23 protein-coding genes are annotated in these 20,062 nt (G+C 48.3%); 5 read left to right on the top strand and 18 right to left on the bottom strand.

The genetic code is table 11. The features are described 5' to 3' along the window. The first annotated feature begins 10 nt into the window (after positions 1 to 10). The 3 genes from WJM45_RS14540 (at position 11) to WJM45_RS14550 (ending at position 3,826) form a co-directional block, all read left to right on the top strand. The gene (locus WJM45_RS14540; protein WP_341325801.1) at positions 11 to 2,536 is read left to right on the top strand and encodes a DNA phosphorothioation-associated putative methyltransferase; all 2,526 of its coding nucleotides are present in this window, start codon (positions 11 to 13) and stop codon (positions 2,534 to 2,536) included. A gap of 523 nt (positions 2,537 to 3,059) precedes the next feature. Continuing rightward, positions 3,060 to 3,332 carry a DUF1778 domain-containing protein gene (locus WJM45_RS14545; protein ID WP_341325802.1) on the top strand — a complete coding sequence of 91 codons (273 nt, stop codon included), beginning with the start codon at positions 3,060 to 3,062 and terminating at the stop codon, positions 3,330 to 3,332. After that, positions 3,329 to 3,826, top strand: a complete 498-nt coding sequence (locus WJM45_RS14550) for a GNAT family N-acetyltransferase (protein WP_341325803.1) — start codon at positions 3,329 to 3,331, stop codon at positions 3,824 to 3,826. The genes WJM45_RS14545 and WJM45_RS14550 overlap by 4 nt, the downstream gene beginning before the upstream one ends. A gap of 1,142 nt (positions 3,827 to 4,968) precedes the next feature. Here WJM45_RS14550 and WJM45_RS14555 read toward each other — a convergent pair. The 7 genes from WJM45_RS14555 to WJM45_RS14585 all read right to left on the bottom strand — a co-directional run bounded on the left by WJM45_RS14555 (position 4,969) and on the right by WJM45_RS14585 (position 8,455). Continuing rightward, positions 4,969 to 5,286 carry a type II toxin-antitoxin system RelE/ParE family toxin gene (locus tag WJM45_RS14555; RefSeq protein ID WP_341325804.1) on the bottom strand — a complete coding sequence of 106 codons (318 nt, stop codon included), beginning with the start codon at positions 5,284 to 5,286 and terminating at the stop codon, positions 4,969 to 4,971. After that, positions 5,274 to 5,531: a type II toxin-antitoxin system Phd/YefM family antitoxin gene (locus WJM45_RS14560; protein ID WP_341325805.1), complete on the bottom strand. Its 258-nt coding sequence runs from the start codon at positions 5,529 to 5,531 to the stop codon at positions 5,274 to 5,276. The genes WJM45_RS14555 and WJM45_RS14560 overlap by 13 nt, the downstream gene beginning before the upstream one ends. Before the next feature lie 446 nt (positions 5,532 to 5,977). Beyond that, on the bottom strand, positions 5,978 to 6,607 hold the full coding sequence (locus WJM45_RS14565) for a GNA1162 family protein (RefSeq protein ID WP_341325806.1): 630 nt from the start codon (positions 6,605 to 6,607) through the stop codon (positions 5,978 to 5,980). After that, positions 6,604 to 7,002 carry a DUF4810 domain-containing protein gene (locus tag WJM45_RS14570; RefSeq protein WP_341325807.1) on the bottom strand — a complete coding sequence of 133 codons (399 nt, stop codon included), beginning with the start codon at positions 7,000 to 7,002 and terminating at the stop codon, positions 6,604 to 6,606. The genes WJM45_RS14565 and WJM45_RS14570 overlap by 4 nt, the downstream gene beginning before the upstream one ends. A 2-nt stretch (positions 7,003 to 7,004) precedes the next feature. Next, positions 7,005 to 7,688: a CsgG/HfaB family protein gene (locus tag WJM45_RS14575; protein ID WP_341325808.1), complete on the bottom strand. Its 684-nt coding sequence runs from the start codon at positions 7,686 to 7,688 to the stop codon at positions 7,005 to 7,007. A 153-nt stretch (positions 7,689 to 7,841) separates the two neighbouring features. Continuing rightward, entirely contained in the window at positions 7,842 to 8,228 is a 387-nt protein-coding gene (locus WJM45_RS14580; protein WP_341325809.1) for a type II toxin-antitoxin system VapC family toxin, read from the bottom strand. Beyond that, positions 8,225 to 8,455, bottom strand: a complete 231-nt coding sequence (locus WJM45_RS14585; protein ID WP_341325810.1) for a hypothetical protein — start codon at positions 8,453 to 8,455, stop codon at positions 8,225 to 8,227. The genes WJM45_RS14580 and WJM45_RS14585 overlap by 4 nt, the downstream gene beginning before the upstream one ends. 202 nt (positions 8,456 to 8,657) lie before the next feature. On the opposite strand from WJM45_RS14585, the gene WJM45_RS14590 reads away from it, so the two are divergent. Further along, the gene (locus WJM45_RS14590; RefSeq protein ID WP_341325811.1) at positions 8,658 to 9,989 is read left to right on the top strand and encodes an ISNCY family transposase; all 1,332 of its coding nucleotides are present in this window, start codon (positions 8,658 to 8,660) and stop codon (positions 9,987 to 9,989) included. 124 nt (positions 9,990 to 10,113) lie between these two features. On the opposite strand, the gene WJM45_RS14595 is transcribed toward WJM45_RS14590, so the two are convergent. Further along, positions 10,114 to 10,851, bottom strand: coding sequence for an IS5 family transposase (locus WJM45_RS14595; RefSeq protein WP_341325812.1), 738 nt, complete (start codon positions 10,849 to 10,851; stop codon positions 10,114 to 10,116). Positions 10,852 to 11,067: 216 nt separating this feature from the next. Between WJM45_RS14595 and WJM45_RS14600 the strand changes: the two genes are divergently transcribed. Further along, a complete protein-coding gene (locus tag WJM45_RS14600) occupies positions 11,068 to 12,399 on the top strand; it encodes an ISNCY family transposase (protein WP_341325813.1) in 1,332 nt (443 codons plus the stop codon). Between the two features lie 74 nt (positions 12,400 to 12,473). On the opposite strand, the gene WJM45_RS14605 is transcribed toward WJM45_RS14600, so the two are convergent. The 10 genes from WJM45_RS14605 to rmuC all read right to left on the bottom strand — a co-directional run bounded on the left by WJM45_RS14605 (position 12,474) and on the right by rmuC (position 20,054). Then, complete coding sequence (locus WJM45_RS14605) at positions 12,474 to 12,875, bottom strand: type II toxin-antitoxin system VapC family toxin (protein WP_341325814.1); 402 nt, start codon at positions 12,873 to 12,875, stop codon at positions 12,474 to 12,476. Continuing rightward, entirely contained in the window at positions 12,859 to 13,104 is a 246-nt protein-coding gene (locus WJM45_RS14610) for a type II toxin-antitoxin system prevent-host-death family antitoxin (RefSeq protein WP_341325815.1), read from the bottom strand. Before WJM45_RS14610 ends, WJM45_RS14605 begins: the two co-directional genes overlap by 17 nt. A 339-nt stretch (positions 13,105 to 13,443) precedes the next feature. Next, a complete protein-coding gene (locus WJM45_RS14615) occupies positions 13,444 to 13,677 on the bottom strand; it encodes a hypothetical protein (RefSeq protein WP_341325816.1) in 234 nt (77 codons plus the stop codon). A 187-nt stretch (positions 13,678 to 13,864) separates the two neighbouring features. Next, on the bottom strand, positions 13,865 to 14,098 hold the full coding sequence (locus WJM45_RS14620; protein WP_341325817.1) for a hypothetical protein: 234 nt from the start codon (positions 14,096 to 14,098) through the stop codon (positions 13,865 to 13,867). Between the two features lie 202 nt (positions 14,099 to 14,300). Then, positions 14,301 to 14,597: a type II toxin-antitoxin system RelE/ParE family toxin gene (locus tag WJM45_RS14625; RefSeq protein ID WP_341325818.1), complete on the bottom strand. Its 297-nt coding sequence runs from the start codon at positions 14,595 to 14,597 to the stop codon at positions 14,301 to 14,303. Further along, on the bottom strand, positions 14,594 to 14,827 hold the full coding sequence (locus WJM45_RS14630; protein ID WP_341325819.1) for an addiction module protein: 234 nt from the start codon (positions 14,825 to 14,827) through the stop codon (positions 14,594 to 14,596). Before WJM45_RS14630 ends, WJM45_RS14625 begins: the two co-directional genes overlap by 4 nt. 771 nt (positions 14,828 to 15,598) lie before the next feature. Then, positions 15,599 to 15,862: a type II toxin-antitoxin system RelE/ParE family toxin gene (locus WJM45_RS14635; protein WP_341325820.1), complete on the bottom strand. Its 264-nt coding sequence runs from the start codon at positions 15,860 to 15,862 to the stop codon at positions 15,599 to 15,601. Further along, the gene (locus tag WJM45_RS14640) at positions 15,849 to 16,082 is read right to left on the bottom strand and encodes a hypothetical protein (protein ID WP_014147379.1); all 234 of its coding nucleotides are present in this window, start codon (positions 16,080 to 16,082) and stop codon (positions 15,849 to 15,851) included. The genes WJM45_RS14635 and WJM45_RS14640 overlap by 14 nt, the downstream gene beginning before the upstream one ends. 276 nt (positions 16,083 to 16,358) lie before the next feature. Beyond that, positions 16,359 to 17,696, bottom strand: coding sequence for a group II intron reverse transcriptase/maturase (gene ltrA, locus WJM45_RS14645; RefSeq protein ID WP_341325821.1), 1,338 nt, complete (start codon positions 17,694 to 17,696; stop codon positions 16,359 to 16,361). A 660-nt stretch (positions 17,697 to 18,356) separates the two neighbouring features. Continuing rightward, positions 18,357 to 20,054: a DNA recombination protein RmuC gene (gene rmuC, locus WJM45_RS14650; protein WP_341325822.1), complete on the bottom strand. Its 1,698-nt coding sequence runs from the start codon at positions 20,052 to 20,054 to the stop codon at positions 18,357 to 18,359. Positions 20,055 to 20,062: the final 8 nt, after the last annotated feature.

Consider the following 20,062-nt stretch of genomic DNA (forward strand, 5'->3'; position numbering starts at 1 on the left):
AATCCGTTATATGATCGGCAAAAAAGTCCTCAACCATGTTTATTGGCATTTCAGCTTAACCGGCGAACAATCCCTCGAAGTTCAGCAACGCATTACCGAAGCGGAGAAGTTGAGCCGTTGCCTTGCGGAGCGCGATTACAATATCGTCAAATATGAAATCAACGGAACGGCCATATCCCTGCTGCATTATCCGGATTTTTTCGACACTCCCTTCCCTGTCCTGGCCACGAGTCATCGCATCGATTTAAACAACAAACGAATCGAAAAACGCAATTATCAAGACTCATACAACCCCCCTATTCTGCACCGTAAAGAACTATTACTCGGCGAACAGCATCCCCGCAACCCGGAATACCGAGAACTCACCGCTACCGCCGAACAACTCGGCCTGTTCGATAATCCGGTCACCATCGGCTTTAAACAAGCTTGGGATGCGTTGATTGCCGAAAAAGGCTTTCAGCTAATCGACGGACAATTCGTACCGATCGGGAACGAAGTCGATATGCCAACGGACACCTTGACAGATAGCCCGTCCGCTTCGATTGTTCGGCATTTGACCGCACTGTCTCGTAGTAATTTGTCCGCACCGATGCAATGCTTGGCCCGACACGGTTTTTTAGACGGCGACCTATCGGTATTCGATTACGGTTGCGGTAAAGGCGACGATATTCGCAATCTCAAAGCCAATTCGATTTCGGTCGCCGGCTGGGACCCTCATTATGCGCCGGACCAATCTAAGCAAGAAGCGGATATCGTCAACCTGGGATTTGTCATTAACGTGATCGAAGACTACCAAGAACGCCTGGAAGCACTCATCGGCGCCTATCGACTAACCCGGCAAATCTTGGTCGTTTCGGCGATGCTGTTCAACCAAAACGCATTGAAAGGCCAGCCCTATAACGATGGCGTCATCACGCAGCGCAATACCTTCCAAAAATATTACACTCAAACCGAACTCAAAGAATTTTTAAGCGACACGCTAGACACGGACGCGATTCCTGTCGCCCCCGGCATCTTCTTTATCTTCAAGGATCAAGACGCCGAACAGCGTTTTTTATTAAACCGGCAACGCAGCCGTCGAAATATTTTGCGCGTGCCGCAACATCCTTTCGGCCCGCCGCAGCCGAAACTGTCGCGTCGAGAAAAAATATACCAAGCCTATCGGCATTTACTCGATCCGCTTTGGCAACAAACCTTGGCGATCGGACGCCTGCCGGACAAAACCGAAATCCCGGAATTAATAGCGCTCACCGAAGCCTTCGGCACAGCCAATAAAGCCTTGCGCTTCATGCTCGACCAGTTTGAAGAAGATTTACTGGAACAAGCCCGGCAAAGCCGCATCGACGACTTTCTTACCTACCTTGCCTTGCAGACTTTTTCCAAGCGCAAACCTTATAAACACTTGGAAAGCGGCTTACAGCGGGACATCAAAGCTTTTTTCGGCGACTATAAAAACGCGGTGGCCTGTGCTCAATCGGTTCTATTTCAAATCAGCAATACCGCATCGATCGAAACCACATGCCGCCACGCCACAGAACAAGGTTTAGGCTATTTCGATGACGAACACGCTTTGTACCTGCATACCAGCCTAGTCGACCGCCTACCGGCGCTACTGCGCATTTACATCGGCTGCGCAACGGTATTGTATGGCGACATCGACCAAACCGATCTAATCAAGATTCATAGCCAATCCGGAAAGCTGAGTCTGATGCGTTACGACGACTTTACCGAGCAACCTCTGCCGCGTTTGCTCGAGCGCGTCAAAATCAATCTGCGCGAACAAACTTTCGATCTGTATCAATACGGCGAAGAATTCGAGCCGACTAATTTGTATTTGAAATCGCGCTTCATCAATGAAGAATTTGCGAACTACGCGCAGCAATTACACTTCGACGAACAATTGCAAGCACTCGATCTTTTCGACCTGAGCGGATACGGCCCGAAACCGGACGAATTTCGCGAAACCTTGGCCAAGCATCGCTGGGAAATCGACGGCTTCGACTTGATCCGCAGCCGAAGTCTTCCGAATATCGACGACAACTGCGGCGGTTATTTGACCTATCGGCACTTGATCGAATGCGGCGAAACGCAACAACATACAGGCCAACCGAATCTGCCCAAAGAGCCGGACAGCTATAACGCGCTTTACGATTTGGCCGTCAACATACTCGATCCTGTCATTGACTATTTCGGCATGATTCGCCTGACCTACGGCTTTTGCTCGCATGAGCTCGGCAAGCTGATCAAAAAGCGCGTCGCGCCGAAACTAGACCAACATGCCGCACACGAACGCAACACGCGAAACAACCTCATCTGCTCTCGTCTCGGCGCTGCAGCCGACTTTATCGTCGAGAACGAAAACATGCGCGAAGTCGCCGACTGGATCGCCGAAAACACACCGTTCGACCGGCTGTATTTTTACGGCGAAAACCGACCGATTCATGTCAGCTACGGGCCGGAGCATAAAAAAGAATACATCGACATGGTCACGACCGAATCGGGCAAACAAGTGCCGAGGAAAAGGCGATTAGCCTAGATGAAGCTGGATGCCTTTCTGGTTCCCATGGTCCTCCGTGGGAACCCATACCTTGGCTACAGCAACAAGATCGGTATGCATTCCCACGCTGGAGCAGTGGGAACGAGGAACGCATCATTCCACCAGGGATTGTCGGAATCCAGTGCTAGGAATGGCAATGCTTAGTTTTCTTGGCAGGACAGGGTTTTTCTGGTTCCCACGGTCCTCCGTGGGAACCCATACCTTGGCTGCCGCAACAAAATCGGTATGCATTCCCACGCTGGAGCAGTGGGAACGAGGAACGCATCATTCCACCAGGGATTGTCGGAATCCAGTGCTAGGAATGGCAATGCTTAGTTTTCTTGGCAGGACAGGGTTTTTCTGGTTCCCACGGTCCTCCGTGGGAACCCATACCTTGGCTGCCGCAACAAGATCGGCATGCATTCCCACGCTGGAACGGTGGGAACTAGGAACTTTGTGTTGACAACAACTACACACAACACTACCATTTGTATATCTATTGTAACCACATAAGGAGATCGCTATGCGCGCAGCTTCTATCAATCTACGTGCCTTGCCGGAACAGCGAGATCTCATTGATCATGCAGCCAATCTGCTAGGCAAAAACCGTTCGGACTTCATGCTGGAAGCTGCTTGTGAACGTGCCCAGTCGGTTTTACTTGACCAAGTCTTTTTCGGCCTGGATACGGATCAATTCCAAAAGTTCACTGCAATGCTAGACGCGCCGCCGAAGCCCAATGTCGGCCTGGAGCGACTGATGGCGGTTAAGCCGCCTTGGGAAAATAATAAAGAATGAACTTGACGCTATCCGCACCTCAACCGCTTGCGCCCACACACCTATTGAATGATTTCGAGTGCGGTGAACATACACTGGATGACTGGCTCAAACGCCGAGCGATGAGCAACCAACTCAGCGGAGCCAGTAGAACGTTTGTGATCGTTGATGAAAGCGGGCGTGTGTGGGGTTACTACGCCATGGCTGCTGGCGCGATATCCCACCAATTGGCGACGAGTGCAATTCGCCGCAATATGCCTGATCCCGTTCCGGTCATGGTGCTTGGCAGGTTGGCCGTAGATCGCCGGACGCAGGGTATCAAGGTGGGCGCAGCCATGCTTCAAGACGCCGTAAAACGTGCGCTTGTCGTATCACAAAACACAGGCGTTCGCGCATTGCTCGTCCATGCCCTCAATGATCGTGCGAAGCAGTTCTACGAGCATTACGGTTTTCAGGAGTCGCCGCAGCATACTATGACTTTGATGCTACGTTTGAATAGCTACGCAATTTCTTAACGGACCTTTCAAATCTTTCTGGTTCCCACGGTCCTCCGTGGGAATCCATACCTTGGCTGCCGCAACAAGATCGGTATGCATTCCCACGCTGGAGCAGTGGGAACGAGAAAAATGTCATAGCCTTCGTAAGCTCGACACCTTATGTTATTACCCTGCTTCCCGACCTCGAAATCGCGATCAGGGAATCGCTCCCAGTGCGCCCAGGAGGGCACAAAATCAGCAGGGTGCAAGTCCCTGTCGGCGTAAGCCATAACGTCGTAGCTGAAAGTGACTGCGTCACCGTGAGGTGGGGTGGAGAGCAACTGGAAGCAAAAGAGCAGTCCGCAGTAAAGCGAATCCGATTCGGCGGGGTAAGGCGGCGAGTCCCCTGGGAGTCGACGAAGCCTGAAAACCATCATTTACGTTGTTGTGGCAGATAAAACGATAAATGGGCCTACCTTGTGGTTGGGAGTGGAATGTTCGGAAGGTTTTGTGAAGAAACTGGGGAGGCCTGTTACGGAGGTGACCGTGGCAGGAGTCAGAACCCTTATATTACCGTAAGTCGAGGAAGCTCAAGGCAAGGCGAGGATAGTGTGGCACCGCTGGGAAACTAGGCGGAAACAGAGAAAACAAACACGAGCCTAAACCGAGAGAGGGGAAACGATGGTAAAAGCCGGCTAGCAAAACCGGCCATAGGAAAGAAGGGTAGGAAGGTGGAAGCGAGGTAAGGTACGGTATCACGCACATTAAGCCAACCTCAGGTAAAAGGCTTAAAGAGGCTCAGCCGTTAAAGCGAGCCGAAGGTAACGAATCAATCCGAGTTTGCGGGCTGACGTAGTAACGCGGAGTCATGGAGTTCACCAATAATAACAACGTGACTCACCAGCTCGTCCCGATGAGGAAACCACCGACTGGAGAGCCGTGTGCGGGAGAACCGCATGCACGGTTCGGAGGGAGGGGAGAGAAATCTTCCTTACCCCTATCAGAACATCCGCCCCCCTTGTGGGAGCGGCGCCTTCGTCGCGATTTCGAAGTCGAGATTGTTAAGAGAAAAAGGGGTCAGGTTACTTTCTTGTCGCTTGTTCTTAACCCAATCAGAAAGCAAAAAGTAACCTGACCCCTTTTTGAGGAAACTGCGAATTATTGGTTAAGCTGATTATTCATTATCCGCTTTCTTTCGCCCTATCCTCTAATAGGAATTTACGTAACTCACGCTCACTGCGCATCACATAGAGGATATAAATAGTAGTTTTCTGTACACGATAAAATATTCGGCAAGGGCCTACTATTAACTCTCGATAGTTTGTATCTTGTAGCTCCGGTGGACAGCGACCGGATTCCGGGAAATTTTTAAGGTGCCGAGTGGTTTTGAAAATTTCTGTGACTAATTTCTTAGCGGCGCCTGGTTTATCTAAAGCGATGTACTCTGCAATCTCATCGATATCGTTTAGTGCAGGCTCAGTCCATTTTATTTGAGCCATTTGCTCATTTTCTCTTCTGCTTCCGATTCTGAATATATTCGCCCTTCTAAAACTGCTTTTTCGCCTCTTGCTATACCTTCCAGGATTCGCATCCTATTCTGGATTCGTTCAAAGTCTTCAAAGTCGACAAGATAAGCAGACGGCTTGCCATGCTCGGTAATGAGTACAGGCTCTTTGGATTCGCGCAAGTCGGCAAGAATCCGGGTGGCGTGACGTTTTAGTGTGGTTACAAGTTCAGTCTTCATAAAAGTGATACTATTCTATCACTTGGCATTTTGCAAACTTGGATTCAAGTCATAAGCGCAATCGTAGTAGGCATGAGAATTTTTTCTGATTCCCTCGATCCTCCGTGAAAATCCATACCTTGGCTGCCGCAACAAGATCGGTATGCATTCCCACGCTGGAGCAGTGGGAACGAGGAAAATGTCATAGCCTTCGTGACCTCGATACCTTAATGTTATTACCCAGCTTTTCTGGTTCCCACGGTCCTCCGTGGGAACCCATACCTTGGCTGCCGCAACAAGATCGGTATGCATTCCCACGCTGGAGCAGTGGGAACGAGGAAAATGTCATAGCCTTCGTGACCTCGACACCTTATGTTATTACCCAGCTTCCCGACCTCGAAATCGCGATCAGGAGATCGCTCCCACAGAACATGATACTCCGCGCGGGATCAAACCCAACATTTCAACTAAAATCGTTCATGATCCTTTTTGTACTCGGGATGATAAGGTCCCGCCGGCAAGCCTTTCGGAGGCGCAAAGGCCATAAAATTAGCCTGCCTCGCCAACGGCAGATAATCGGTAACCAATGCATTGATCGCTGCCGCTACCGCCATCGCAATCGGATGACCACCACCGCCGGAATCGTGCGTGTAAGTCTGCTGGTTTTCCCACAAAACCAAGCCCGTTTTGGTATCTTTCAGAACGTATTCCATCGAAACCACGACCGACGAGGCCACTACCAAATATTTAGTACTCCAATCTTTGATCGTGACGAACAAGACCGCATCGGCGCCGAATAACTCAAAAAACCGATCCACCGGCATTTGATGAATATGCCCGGCTTCAACGAGACCGAAATCGCGCAGTATCATATCCGTTAAATAAACCGGAAAAACATAATAGCCCCGCTCCGCCAAAGGCCGGCTTATGGTGCTGATAAAAACCGATTGCGCAGTAACCTCGGGAGACTCGTTAACGACCGGCACGACTAAAATCGACCTCGGCTGATGCGCATAAAACGTATCGAGATCGAGCCGTTGTCTCGGCGCGCAACCGGCCATAAGCCATGCCGTTAAAATAATCGCACCCCATTTCATCGCTCTTCTCCGGCTAATTCCGCGGTTGGCAAATCCGCCGCACCCGATTTATCTTGCTGTTCGATCCGTTCTATCAATTTATTCATCAAGGCCGTGGATTCGGGATAAAGCTCGCGTTCACGACGAAAATAGTCGATTGCGCCCGCCTTGTCTCCGCGTTGATACAACACAAAACCATAATCCGCATATAAACCCGGGGGCACAGGCATGCGATTAGCCTCTGCCTCGGTCATCGATTGCCGTAAATAAGCTTCGACTTGTTCGCCGCTGTTTTCGACATAACGATCATAAAGCCCGTCTTCATAAGCCCCCCAATAATACAATCCCTGAGGAGCGCAGCCGGCCAAAACAAAGACCGACATCACGCACCAACCAACAAGCCGTAATGAAGACATGGTTAACGAGGCCGGCTTTGGCGCCGTGCATCCAAAGTCGATACCACATTATTGATCATGTTGACAATCGCGGCATCGATAGCCTTGCCTTCCAAAGTCGAATCGAATCCGGCCGTGCCGCCGAAACCCAACGTGCTGGTGGCCGACATCGTCGCATCGCCGCTGCCTTCTTGGCTGTAAAACACTTGACCGGTTTTCGGATCGACCAAACGCAATACGACACGAGCGCGAGCGCGCTGGGTTTTTTCTTTACCCAATAACCAAACGCCACCGGTGGTGTCGCGCCCTAATTCCACGACCGATCCCATGATCAAGGCATCGACCCCGAGCAAATTTTGCTTGAACTGCTGTTCTGTCGCGCCCATCAACTCGGCCTCCGACTTGAGCCTTCCGATGTCTTGCCTTTCCACGACATTGAAACGCTGCGTCGCCATCAAATGACGCGACAACATATCCGCGGCTTGCTTGCCGATCCTATCGCCGGAAGCGTCCGTAAACAAACCGCTGCCGTAAATCGATTCATTGGTAAAACGAGACACGGCAATGGTCATCCGTTCTTCCGGCGCCAATGGAGCCACCACGACTTGCGGCCCCTTATCGACGACATCTTCACTAATACCGCGACTGACACAGGCAGCCAAACTCACCGCCGACAATGCAACTGCAAATATAACAATTTTTTTCATCAATTTACGCGAGAGCCCCGGAACTTCAGCCGGTTGGGATAGCGCCCGCCCTCAGGCGGCCTGTCTCGCTTGCTCCTTTGGATTCAATGCTATCTTCATTTCAAATAATCGTATTCGCGCAACCCGAAACGCGTGCTTTTAAAAAATAAAAAGTCACCAAATCAAGTTTACCGGATAGTTGGCAAACACCCGATCAGCACTGACGAAATGCATTTGCTCTTTGACGCTTTGAGCGATCAATAGGCGGTCGAATGGATCTCGATGCGGGGATGGTAAATGACCAAGAGCCTTGATATGCTCCAATTCGATAGGGAGTAATTGCAATCCGTTGTAACTTTGTTGAGTGCTAATCAGAGTTTGCAAACTTTCGCTAAGCTCAAGCTTCCCGAGTTGTTGTTTGATCTGGATTTCCCAGGCGGATACCAGACTAAGAAACAGATCATTATTTTCGTCCTGACAGGCATTCAATGCCGCGTGGGACAGATTTTCCGGCGTATCGTTCAGCCAAAGAAAAACATGAGTATCTAGCAACAGGTTCATACGTCATTGCCCAACCAGAAGTCGTCCGACAATTCGTTTTCGAAATCCTCTCTGATTTTTATTTTGCCGCGAAATTGTCCAAACACCCGCTTTTTCTTTGGCTGTGGCTCGGTAACATCCTCCAGCAATACAATTACCTTAGCTTTACCTGCTCTAATTGAATCCGGCAATTGTAAATGGATTTGATGCTTTTCGTTAATTTCAGTTGATAGTTCTAAAGCCTGCATAGTCATGTGCTCGTATTTTGATTGCGCCCAGTCTATTCTTTCTGCATAAAATAGTTTCGTTATCGCAAACAGGTCATTGGTCTAATGAAATATTATAGCCTGCTTTATGTGGCAGTCGAAAAGAAGCGGTGATTGGCCAGCAGTTCTCAATTTAGCCCATGCTGGTAAACTGGGCTGATTTTTTCATATCCGTACACGGACGATGGCTTACCCTTTTAAAGAAAAAGAACAATTCACGCAAGCTCGCTTGATCGAGCGAATCAGGCAAGTCTTCGAAACCTTGCCCGACGGTCGCAGTGGGACTGGTGTTTACCAGAAATACAGTATGGTCGATGCAGCACTGAGCGCCTTTTCGGTGTTTTTTATGCAATCACCCTCGTTTCTGGATCATCAGCGGACGATGCAAAAAGAGCGCGGCAAGAATAACGCACAGAGTTTGTTTGGAGTCTACCAAATTCCGAGTGACAACCAGATTCGGAATCTGCTGGATGCGGTGTCACCCGACGCCCTATGGCCACTGTACCGATGGGTGCTGCAGGCATTGGAAGCGCAAGGCAAACTCAAAGAGTTCCAAGTGCTGGGTGATAGCGTGCTGGTGGCCTTGGATGGGGTGGAGTATTTTAGTTCGCAGAAGATTCATTGCGCCTGCTGCTCAACGAAGACACTCAAGAACGGTGCTATCCACTATGCTCACAGCGCAGTTACCCCGGTAATCGTTTCGCCACATCAAGCGGATGTCATTCCGTTGGCACCCGAATTTATCGCACCGCAAGACGGAAGCGATAAGCAAGATTATGAACTGGCAGCCGCGCGGCGCTGGTTGGAGCGCGAAGGCGGCCACCTGCCGGCGAACGTGACGTTTTTAGGCGACGATTTATATTGCAAACAGCCTTTTTGCGAATACCTCAAGCAACAGGGTCGGCATTTCATTCTGGTGTGCAAACCGGAATCCCATAAAACCCTCTACGAGTGGGTGGAGGATTTTCAGCGGCTCGGGCAGGTTGAAGTGATCGAAAAACGCCGCTGGACAGGCAAGCAACGACTGACCGAGCGTTACCGCATCGCTCAGCAAGTGCCGTTGCGCGACAGCGACGATGCCCTATTGGTGAATTGGTGCGAAATTGAGGTCATCGATGAACAAGGTCATATCGTTTACCGCAATGCGTTCGCCACGGATTACGCATTAGGCGCGCATAATGTGGCCGATATCGTCAGCGCCGGTCGTACGCGCTGGAAGATCGAAAACGAAAATAACAACACATTGAAAACCAAGGGATATAACTTCGCGCATAACTTCGGGCACGGTAAAAAGCACCTCGCGGCCTTATTAGCCAGCCTGATCATTCTAGCTTTTCTGGTTCATACGTTGTTGCAATGGTTCGATCAATGCTATCGCTTGCTGCGTGAAGAATTGTCCAGCCGCAAGACGTTTTTTAACGATTTAAGGGCGCTCACCCGCTATTTTTGTTTTGATAGCTGGCAACATTTGATGGAATTTATGCTTGATGGCTTGAATATCCCCATTCCACACTGAGAGCTCTTATGGTTATCTGCTTAAATTGAGAATTGCTGGTGATTGGCCAGGCATTACATAGCCCCCCAAGTGGATTTAGTACGCTGGGAGAAGACTAGGGGCTGTTGCCGTTTCACATAGGTAATCATAAAAAAGCGCAAGCTAAGGCCACAGAAGCTTCAAAATTTCGCTTTAGCTTGTCATATCGTGTAGCAATAGCTCTAAGATGTTTCAGTCTTGCAAACACATTTTCAACTAGGTGACGATATTTGTAGAGACACCAATCCATATCATCATTCCCTACGTTTGAATTCTTTTTTCTTGGAATGACAGGAACAGCTCCTTTGCCTTGAATCTGAACACGTAGTGGTTCACTGTCATAGCCTTTGTCAGCAACGATATAGTCAGCTTTAGGCAGTTCAGCGACTAAGGTTGGCGCTTCTTTACAATCATGAACTTCGCCACCTGTCACTGTAAAGTGGATGGGAAGACCACAGGCATCAACAGCCATATGAATTTTGGTTGTATTACCCGCAACAGATTTACCAATCGCCGATTCTTGCCCATAGGCCGCACCGCTACTATGCTGATGAGCTTTCACAATACTTCCATCAATAAATGACCATTCCAAGTCAGGCTCAACTATCAGTTCGTTAAAAATACCCATCAGTTTTTCTTTACGAGACCATTCATTGAAGCGTTTATAAACAGCATTCCAGTTACCAAAGGCACTGGGTAGATCTCGCCAGGGACAACCTACGCGCAAACGATAAAAAATCCCTTCGGTTGTTTGCCGAAGAAAGGGTTTGTCATATATCCCCATTTTCAACATAATCATCTTCAATTTTCCCCAGTGTTCATCCGTAAACATTTGTCGCGGCATAGTTTGCTTGTTTTTGGCTCAAAATAAACAAGCTATGAGGCGGAATTATTGAAATTCAAGGGTAAGTTACAAAACGGCAACAGCCCCTAGTAGCTATTCGGCAATGTTTGTAATTTCTGTCATGTCGCCTGGGATTTTGGGTACAAAATGTCAGCAGTTCTCAATTTAGCCCATGCTGGTAAACTGGGCTGATTTTTTCATATCCGTACACGGACGATGGCTTACCCTTTTAAAGAAAAAGAACAATTCACGCAAGCTCGCTTGATCGAGCGAATCAGGCAAGTCTTCGAAACCTTGCCCGACGGTCGCAGTGGGACTGGTGTTTACCAGAAATACAGTATGGTCGATGCAGCACTGAGCGCCTTTTCGGTGTTTTTTATGCAATCACCCTCGTTTCTGGATCATCAGCGGACGATGCAAAAAGAGCGCGGCAAGAATAACGCACAGAGTTTGTTTGGAGTCTACCAAATTCCGAGTGACAACCAGATTCGGAATCTGCTGGATGCGGTGTCACCCGACGCCCTATGGCCACTGTACCGATGGGTGCTGCAGGCATTGGAAGCGCAAGGCAAACTCAAAGAGTTCCAAGTGCTGGGTGATAGCGTGCTGGTGGCCTTGGATGGGGTGGAGTATTTTAGTTCGCAGAAGATTCATTGCGCCTGCTGCTCAACGAAGACACTCAAGAACGGTGCTATCCACTATGCTCACAGCGCAGTTACCCCGGTAATCGTTTCGCCACATCAAGCGGATGTCATTCCGTTGGCACCCGAATTTATCGCACCGCAAGACGGAAGCGATAAGCAAGATTATGAACTGGCGGCCGCGCGGCGCTGGTTGGAGCGCGAAGGCGGCCACCTGCCGGCGAACGTGACGTTTTTAGGCGACGATTTATATTGCAAACAGCCTTTTTGCGAATACCTCAAGCAACAGGGTCGGCATTTCATTCTGGTGTGCAAACCGGAATCCCATAAAACCCTCTACGAGTGGGTGGAGGATTTTCAGCGGCTCGGGCAGGTTGAAGTGATCGAAAAACGCCGCTGGACAGGCAAGCAACGACTGACCGAGCGTTACCGCATCGCTCAGCAAGTGCCGTTGCGCGACAGCGACGATGCCCTATTGGTGAATTGGTGCGAAATTGAGGTCATCGATGAACAAGGTCATATCGTTTACCGCAATGCGTTCGCCACGGATTACGCATTAGGCGCGCACAATGTGGCCGATATCGTCAGCGCCGGTCGTACGCGCTGGAAGATCGAAAACGAAAATAACAACACATTGAAAACCAAGGGATATCACTTCGCGCATAACTTCGGGCACGGTAAAAAGCACCTCGCGGCCTTGTTAGCCAGCCTGATCATTCTGGCTTTTCTGGTTCATACGTTGTTGCAATGGTTCGATCAATGCTATCGCTTGCTGCGTGAAGAATTGTCCAGCCGCAAGACGTTTTTTAACGATTTAAGGGCGCTCACCCGCTATTTTTGTTTTGATAGCTGGCAACATTTGATGGCATTTATGCTTGATGGCTTGAATATCCCCATTCCACACTGAGAGCTCTTATGGTTATCTGCTTAAATTGAGAATTGCTGACAAAATGTATGTTGCTTGACGATGTTTTGCTTTTGTCACCAGATACATTGCAAACCCGAAGTAGCTCGAAGTTTTTCATCAGCAGTAATTAATGGTGCCTGATGAGCAATAGCCGTAGCGGCTATCAATCGGTCGCCTGGATCGCCATGTGTAACAATGCCACTTTCTGCTAGGGCGGCAATCGCAGGCGTTAGTTGCAAAATATTCAGACCCAATGATTCAACGATGTCTTCCATGTAGGAAGTGGGTGTATAGTGTGCGGGGAGCACTAGACGGTTTTTTCGAAACAGCATCGCTATTTCCCAAAAGCTTATAGCTGCACATGCCAGTGAGCCTTGCTCACGTCCTTGATCTAAAGCCTGTTGGGCGGCAACGGTTAAACGATCTCGATTATCCGCCCAGAACAACAGGACGTTGGTATCACAGATTGTCAGCATCGGCCGTCCATTCCTCATCTAACGGAGCCAGAATATCGCCGACAATGACCGTCCCACGCAGTGCTTCCAGGCGTTTTAAGGCTGCTTCGCGTTTATTTTCCTGGTGATCGGGTACGATTCGAGCAATGGTTTTGCCGTGCAGCGTAATCGCAATTTCTTCGCCTTGTTGCACTTGCTTCAGATAATCCGGCAAGTGTTGGCGTAGTTCAGTGACATTAACTGAGTGCATGTTCATTCCTATAATGTACATTTATCATGTACATTATAGGCGTTCTGCTCTAGAAAGTAACTCTTCTAGATCATAATTTATGCTGGCCACGCCAAATTCGGGCTCCTGATTAAACGGATTTTTCAGGTAATACGGGCCTTGGTGGCTATCGCCGTCGACAATGACAATGGCCAGAATAAATTGATCAGTTTGGTTAGACCAATATTCGTTGGTTACAAAAGCCTTTTAGCTTACTACTACATCGTTAAGAAGGTCTTTTGAAAAAATCCACGACCACTATGATACGGGACAGGATTCGTAGCATGCGGAACAGGCGTGGATCTATCTCCAATCAGATAATTAATGCGAATAACGAAGCGAGAAAATCGCTTCGTTATTCGCATTAACCATTTGTGTAGGTCCTGGCGTTATACCCACCAAAACAATGCGTGCCTCCGGGTTAAGATATTCAAATGGTGCGTAATAGATTTTTATCCCTTCATTTTCCTCCATAAGTAATCTTGGATCTCTTACTACAGGCGGGTTTGACGAAGTTAATACTGATGAGAATTTTTCAAAAAATTGTGTATTCATGAATAGTTAAATATGTCGTCGTAATAATTAACGTTCAAAATAATTCTTTTTTGTTAAGCACTGTCCATCTCGGCTCAAGATTCAAACCTAGAGGACCAAGCGCTTTACTAAATGGCAGCAATAAAATCGAATGTTGGTTACTCTTTTATTGCAAGCCTGCCCTGAAAACCATAATAAAAAGCGAAACCTATGCGTGCCAGAAAATTGATGCGCCTTTAAAAACATCTTCTACTGCTCCATAAACGGCCAGACCGATGTAATAAAGCCCACTAAAAAATGGAAAGAAAATTTCCCTGACAAGCTCCATCGGTAGAAATAAAATGCCAAGCTGCAAGCCAATCAGCACAGACTTGAGGTATTTCTTATTCCTACTTTCTAAAACTAACACGGCGTCGATCGAGGTCACGATAGAATTTTTCATGGGCACTCCTTCATGGATTGAGCTAATTACTTCAACTGCAAAGCAAGATCTTCGATTAACTTCCTGTTGTTTACTCGGAAACCCTAACTTGAGAATTTAGCATAAAATATAGACCTGACCCTGCTCGTTCAAGAAAAAAAGATCTAAATGTCAAATATAAGGCCTTCCCCCGATCTTTTTGCTTGACAGCCGTTGATTTAACTCAATTGGAAATTCTTCGCCGCCAGTAGCCTGGTTCACGATGGCAATGCATAACCGCAATAATGAGGACATAGTCCTTTTCGATGGTGTAGAGTACGGCATACGGGAATACCCGCGTAAGACGCCAACGAATGTCTTCCTCCAAGATATGCCAGCGTTCCGGTGCTTCGATAATCTGCTGGACGGCATGTTCAACCGCCGCAATGAAGCGAAACTCCAATCCTTCCCGGCACCCCGCGTAATATTGGGCGGCCTCTTCATACTCTGCAAGGGCATCGAGATGGAACTCATATCTCATCGAGCAAAGGCCCGTCGCACACGTTCCAGTGCTTCATCGCCTGGGATAGTCTGCACACGACCAGCCCGGACATCGTCACGGCGTCGCCGGGCCTCTGTTGACCAAAGTTGCTGAATATAACCGTCTTCTGCAGGGTCTAGGCTTTCTACTAGACGATCGGCAAGCAAGGCGCGCGCTTCGCTAGGCAAAGCGAGAGCTTCTTCGGCAATTTGTTCGACTGTCAAGATCATAACGATAGCCTCTTTGTAGCGATACGAAAAATATACCAACAAGAAATTCAGACGTCCTTTGCAACCACTTGGTAATAGTAGTGGGCAACTGAGTAACTCCCTGGCCGTTAATTTGCTATATGACGTAATTGTATCTGCAGCAACGCATTTTGACTATCCGCATGACTTCCAATGTTTGATACAAGCCCCTAAAAGCCACAGTCACTTTTCGTTCAAGAACAAAAAGATATGAAATGTCAAATACAAGGTCTGACCCTGAGGTATCCCCACAAAACGCTCGTTCCCATGCTCTGCGTGGGAATGCTGCTTTAGACGCTCTGCGTCGACTGCCTCGGGCAATTGGATTAAGAAACTGTAGAGAATAGAATGTCTGGTTGCTGGGATTATCGACCTATCGGGACGCAGAGCGTCCCAGGATGCATTCCCACGCAGAGCGTAGGAACGATGATAAAAAATCAATATATCTATCAACCAATTTTCAGCCAAAAAATTGTTTTATTTGGCTATTTCGTGGGGATACCTCAGGGTCTGACCCCGATATTTCATTCGATCATCGTTTGATAAATAACTAGGGTTTCATATTCTGACCCAGTTATTCCGGGATGCTTCCCTTTGTTTGCCCCCCCTGCAACCGCAATCCTTTATGTGCTTGTGTTTAATGACTTGATCTTTCAGGCTAGAAACGCTTTCGCTATTTTGATCCTACCTTTTATTTACTCGGAAACCCTAACTTGAGAATTTAGCATAAAATATAGACCTGACCCTGCTCGCTTAGCTGTCTTTGTAGACTTGGGAACGATGCCCAATTTTGACCACAACGACGACAATTTCGGCATCCTTGACCTCATAAATTATCCGATAAACGCCTTGCCGAGTGCGGTAACGCTCCTGACCGGACAATTTGATACAGCCTTCGCTCCTTGGGTTTACCGCCAAGGCATCTATTCGCTCCAGTATTTTCTTGACATCCTTTTTTGGAATAGCGCGAAGATCTTTGGTAATTGACTTCTTGAACTGAATTTCATAATTTGCCATGTAACTTTAAATCTTCCAGCAATTCCTCATAGCTCAGTGTTGGCTCTGCCGCCCGTTCTTCAAACGCACTCAGATCTTCTTGATCTTCGCGTAGAGCCATACGAACCGCCTCATTGACGAATTCGGAGACAGATTGATGCGTGTTTGCAGCCATAACCCGAAGGGCATGGTGAATCTCTGGTTCGAAGTAAACCGTGGATCTTTTTGATAACTCACTCATAAAAGGCACCTCTTTTTTTCCGATTATAGCACTTTAGCGCTATAGCGCCATAACGCTTCACACCTAACGTCGCTCATCACTCGCTAATTAACCCAGAGCGAAGCAGTGCGCATGGGTAGAGTAGAGAACAGGATTTCACTTTCCGTAGACATGGCCTATCTGTTTCCGCCCCTTTCGTCTGGCGGTGCCTCATTAGCTTTATCATAGTTAGTTTCTCCTGTCCTCCCTCATCAAACCGTGCATGCGCTATTAACGCACACGGCTTTCCGATGTTCTTCACACCACGGCATGCGCTGTTTTCCAGCCCGCCTTTGTCGGAACCTTGTATAACCCGTATCTCGCATATAACTGCTGGCTTGGGAAACGACCGAGGCCGATCCCACGGTCTTTGACCTTGTGCCGCTTCATGAGGTGCTTTCGCAGACGTTCTTCAGCATGCGTCTTCACCTTTTCCAGTACGCCATTGGAATTGCGATAGTGAAAGTAACCCGACCAGCCGCGAAGGCTGGCGTTCATGCTTCCTATAATATCTTCCAACGGTATCGGCGTACGCTCCCGTGCGGTCAATTGCGTTATACGGTCTTTGATTTTCGCAAGCGATTTCGGTGCCGGGCAGACATGCGGATAACTTTTGCCCGACTTCAATCCCTTGCTCACCCTGATTGAAAAACCCAAGAAGTTAAAACTTTCCTCTCTGGCATCAACTATGCGGGTTTTGGTATCATTCAACTCAAGATCAAGACGATCCAGCACATGCCGTACCGCGGCCAATGGTGCATCAACTGCACCTGCACACAGCACGACAAAATCATCCGCATAACGGACGATGCGCGCCTTTAACTTCCATCGTAGCTGATGTTTCTCCCATATCCGGTCAAGTAAATGCAGGTAGCAGTTCGATAGCAACGGTGAAATGACTCCACCTTGCGGCGTGCCCTTGCTGTTTGCTTTGCCGCCGCCCATATGCTTCTTGGTGCCGTCCTTATCCTCTTCGATGACCGGTGCTTTGAGCCATAGCTTGATGACGTGCAATATCGCACCATCAACAATGCGCTCGGCAATAACGGCCAGCAGTTTGGCGTGAGGGATGCTATCGAAGTATTTCGACAGATCGGCATCAATCACTTGGGTATAGCCCTGATGTAGCGCTTCCGCTATTTCATCAACCGCGTCGTGGGCCGATTTCTTTGGCCGAAATCCGTAGGAGTTCGGGCAGAAATCCGCTTCAAATATCGGTTCAATGACGAGTTTTACCGCCATCTGGGCTACCCGGTCGCGGATCGTCGGAATGCCCAGCGGGCGCTGACTGCCGTCCGCTTTGGGAATCATGACGCGCCGTACCGGACTTGGGTGATAAGTCTTGTCTTTCAGGTCTTGAGCTAATTCCGACAAAAACTGGTCTATCCCTATCTTCTGCTCTATGTCCTCGAAGTTCACTCCGTCAACGCCGGGACTTCCTTTGTTAGCACGGACAAGGCGGTAAGCAAACATGAGGATGTCTGCCCGCCACACCTTGTCATAGAGCGCATAGAAGCGATAGGCCGGTTCTTGCTTGGCCTTGGTATAGAGCTTCCTCTGTAGTGTCCTGATTTCATCAGGGGTTATTAGCAACATGGCAATCCCCTTTTCCTCCACTCTTCGGTTACATGAACAAAGCAGGGTCCCTTCCCTCGGTCTGGGTTATGTTGTCCCTAGACTTCCATCGGTACTATGAACCCCTCCGACTCCCGTTACGGCCTATTGCGCCTTCGTTTCCTTATACGCAATAGTCGATGGCCTCCCCACCGCCGCAACGGGTCTCCAGCACTGGGCAATGAATCTTCAAGAACATGCCGACCCTGCTACCCCGGAAGTCGACGGATACCACTTCCGTTATTTCAGTATCCATCCAACGGCCTTCCCCTTCTGACCACAGGGTCGGCTCCTCCAATTCGTTTACGAGGCTACGTGTAGGTTCACTTGCGTTACGGCCTGCTCTCTTGCTGTTTGGAAACTTACGACACCGTGTTACCACGATGCCGCTTCCTCATACTACCAAGGCGTACGGACAATTCCTTGGACGGGACTTTAACCCGCTAGATTTACTGCTGTTACTGCGAACGGTCAAGTCTTTTAATTTGGTATCAAGTCTCGTTTATGCAAGCACATATTTGCAAAATTCAAGACCCCTTCTTTTTCTGACCCCGTCTTTTTTATTTAACTAGTACCTGACCCCAGTTATTTGTATTTGTATACAACTAATGGACTATTTAAGATTTTACAGAACATCGTTACTTATACAGCCTCATGGCTTTCAAAATCATTAACGTCAATGCCTGGCAATAGCAATGAACTCTCTTCTTTAGGTAAAGCCTCAACTTGTCGTAATTGCCGGCCTATAGCTCTTGTCCGAACTTCAGCTTTGTCTATGGTATCCCGAGCCTCATCAAGCTTTTTCTTGGTTTTCGCCAATACATCACCAAACTTACCAAACTCTGTCTTAACTGCACCCAGCACTTGCCAAACTTCACTTGATCGTTTCTCTATTGCTAAAGTCCTAAAGCCCATTTGCAAACTATTTAAAATCGCCGCTAATGTGGTTGGGCTAACTAAGGTGACACGATAATCACGCTGTAACAAATCGGATAATCCAGGACGACGTATAACTTCCGCATACAACCCTTCGATAGGTAAAAACAAAAGAGCAAAATCCGTGGTATGCGGAGGCTCAAGATATTTGTCTCGTATGGCTTTTGCTTCTGCTTTGATGCGCGTCTCCAGAGCTTTGCCGGCTTCTTCCATTGCGGATAAATCCGCCATTTCTTGTGCCTCAGCCAGTTTCTGGTAGTCTTCTAACGGAAACTTAGCGTCTATTGGCAGCCAAACAACCGAATTATTGAGATCGCGCCCTGGCAATTTAATGGCAAACTCTACACGGTCATTGCTTTTCGGACGGGTACTGACATTTTTGGCATATTGATCCGGGCTTAGCAATTGTTCCAACAAATTCTCCAACTGAACTTCTCCCCAAGTGCCTCGGATTTTAACATTGGACAAAACTTTTTTTAGATCACCTACCCCTGAAGCTAAGTTACGCATTTCCCCTAAACCGTTATGGACTTGCTCTAAACGCTCACTGACCAGCTTGAAGGATTCGCCTAACCGTTGCTCCAAGGTGTTGTGCAGCTTTTCATCGACCGTTTGGCGCATTTGCTCCAGCTTTAGATTATTGTCGGTTTGGATATGCGCCAATTTGGTTTCCACGGATTGACGTAATGTCTCCAGCCCTTCGCTGTTGCGTTGTGTTAATTGATGCAATTGCCCTGTTAGTTGTTCGCCAAAGTGTTTTAGGCTGTTGGCTTGTTCGGTACGTCCTTGACGAGCATCCTGCTGGGTTTGACTCAGACGATCTTCCAATACCGTGCTAATTTTGGCAAGGTGTTCGCTGTTATTCTGGGTAAATGCTAACAATTGTAAACCCAGTTGGCTCGTAAAGGTTTCGATTTGATTTTTTAGCAAGCTGCCCAAACTTTCCATCTGTTCTTTTTGGCTAGTACCAAACAACTTTAGGCTTTCGGCCATTTCGCTGCGACCCTGGCGGGCATCTTGTTGTGCCAAATTAAGCTTGTCATCAACTAATTTACGCAACAGTTCCGATTGACTACGGTGTTCTTGCTGAAAAGCGCCGAGCTTATCATCCAACATCTGACGCGACTGCGCCGCACCGGTATGCAATAACTGATTTTGCCGCTCAATCGCAATCCCCAATTCTTCGCGGCTTTGCCGTAAAGTATCGCTGATTTCTTGGCGATTAACGGCCATTTCCGCACGAATACCTCGTTCAAGCCGATCATCATTACCTTGTGTAGCATCATATTGGTACCGTAACTCAGCAATTTTAACTTTTTGTTGTAGTACCAAGAATAGCAACCCGGCTAATAACAGTAGAGTACTTGCAAAAGCGGCTACCAACAGCCATTGCTCAATAAGCATAAAAATAT

The organism is Methylotuvimicrobium sp. KM2, assembly GCF_038051925.1.
In the GTDB taxonomy this organism is placed as follows: domain Bacteria; phylum Pseudomonadota; class Gammaproteobacteria; order Methylococcales; family Methylomonadaceae; genus Methylotuvimicrobium.

What these genes read in the sequence shown, in the direction of transcription:
- WJM45_RS14635 (WP_341325820.1), bottom strand. Translation starts at nt 15,862, where the DNA reads ATGGCAAATTATGAAATTCAGTTCAAGAAGTCAATTACCAAAGATCTT.
- WJM45_RS14570 (WP_341325807.1), bottom strand. Translation starts at nt 7,002, where the DNA reads ATGTCTTCATTACGGCTTGTTGGTTGGTGCGTGATGTCGGTCTTTGTT.
- ltrA (WP_341325821.1), bottom strand. Translation starts at nt 17,696, where the DNA reads ATGTTGCTAATAACCCCTGATGAAATCAGGACACTACAGAGGAAGCTC.
- WJM45_RS14595 (WP_341325812.1), bottom strand. Translation starts at nt 10,851, where the DNA reads ATGCCGCGACAAATGTTTACGGATGAACACTGGGGAAAATTGAAGATG.
- WJM45_RS14565 (WP_341325806.1), bottom strand. Translation starts at nt 6,607, where the DNA reads ATGAAATGGGGTGCGATTATTTTAACGGCATGGCTTATGGCCGGTTGC.
- WJM45_RS14580 (WP_341325809.1), bottom strand. Translation starts at nt 8,228, where the DNA reads ATGAACCTGTTGCTAGATACTCATGTTTTTCTTTGGCTGAACGATACG.
- WJM45_RS14590 (WP_341325811.1), top strand. Translation starts at nt 8,658, where the DNA reads ATGGCTTACCCTTTTAAAGAAAAAGAACAATTCACGCAAGCTCGCTTG.
- WJM45_RS14615 (WP_341325816.1), bottom strand. Translation starts at nt 13,677, where the DNA reads ATGAATACACAATTTTTTGAAAAATTCTCATCAGTATTAACTTCGTCA.
- WJM45_RS14550 (WP_341325803.1), top strand. Translation starts at nt 3,329, where the DNA reads ATGAACTTGACGCTATCCGCACCTCAACCGCTTGCGCCCACACACCTA.
- WJM45_RS14585 (WP_341325810.1), bottom strand. Translation starts at nt 8,455, where the DNA reads ATGCAGGCTTTAGAACTATCAACTGAAATTAACGAAAAGCATCAAATC.
- WJM45_RS14610 (WP_341325815.1), bottom strand. Translation starts at nt 13,104, where the DNA reads ATGCACTCAGTTAATGTCACTGAACTACGCCAACACTTGCCGGATTAT.
- WJM45_RS14555 (WP_341325804.1), bottom strand. Translation starts at nt 5,286, where the DNA reads ATGGCTCAAATAAAATGGACTGAGCCTGCACTAAACGATATCGATGAG.
- WJM45_RS14540 (WP_341325801.1), top strand. Translation starts at nt 11, where the DNA reads ATGATCGGCAAAAAAGTCCTCAACCATGTTTATTGGCATTTCAGCTTA.
- WJM45_RS14630 (WP_341325819.1), bottom strand. Translation starts at nt 14,827, where the DNA reads ATGATCTTGACAGTCGAACAAATTGCCGAAGAAGCTCTCGCTTTGCCT.
- WJM45_RS14575 (WP_341325808.1), bottom strand. Translation starts at nt 7,688, where the DNA reads ATGAAAAAAATTGTTATATTTGCAGTTGCATTGTCGGCGGTGAGTTTG.
- WJM45_RS14625 (WP_341325818.1), bottom strand. Translation starts at nt 14,597, where the DNA reads ATGAGATATGAGTTCCATCTCGATGCCCTTGCAGAGTATGAAGAGGCC.
- WJM45_RS14620 (WP_341325817.1), bottom strand. Translation starts at nt 14,098, where the DNA reads ATGAAAAATTCTATCGTGACCTCGATCGACGCCGTGTTAGTTTTAGAA.
- WJM45_RS14545 (WP_341325802.1), top strand. Translation starts at nt 3,060, where the DNA reads ATGCGCGCAGCTTCTATCAATCTACGTGCCTTGCCGGAACAGCGAGAT.
- rmuC (WP_341325822.1), bottom strand. Translation starts at nt 20,054, where the DNA reads ATGCTTATTGAGCAATGGCTGTTGGTAGCCGCTTTTGCAAGTACTCTA.
- WJM45_RS14605 (WP_341325814.1), bottom strand. Translation starts at nt 12,875, where the DNA reads ATGCTGACAATCTGTGATACCAACGTCCTGTTGTTCTGGGCGGATAAT.
- WJM45_RS14640 (WP_014147379.1), bottom strand. Translation starts at nt 16,082, where the DNA reads ATGAGTGAGTTATCAAAAAGATCCACGGTTTACTTCGAACCAGAGATT.
- WJM45_RS14600 (WP_341325813.1), top strand. Translation starts at nt 11,068, where the DNA reads ATGGCTTACCCTTTTAAAGAAAAAGAACAATTCACGCAAGCTCGCTTG.
- WJM45_RS14560 (WP_341325805.1), bottom strand. Translation starts at nt 5,531, where the DNA reads ATGAAGACTGAACTTGTAACCACACTAAAACGTCACGCCACCCGGATT.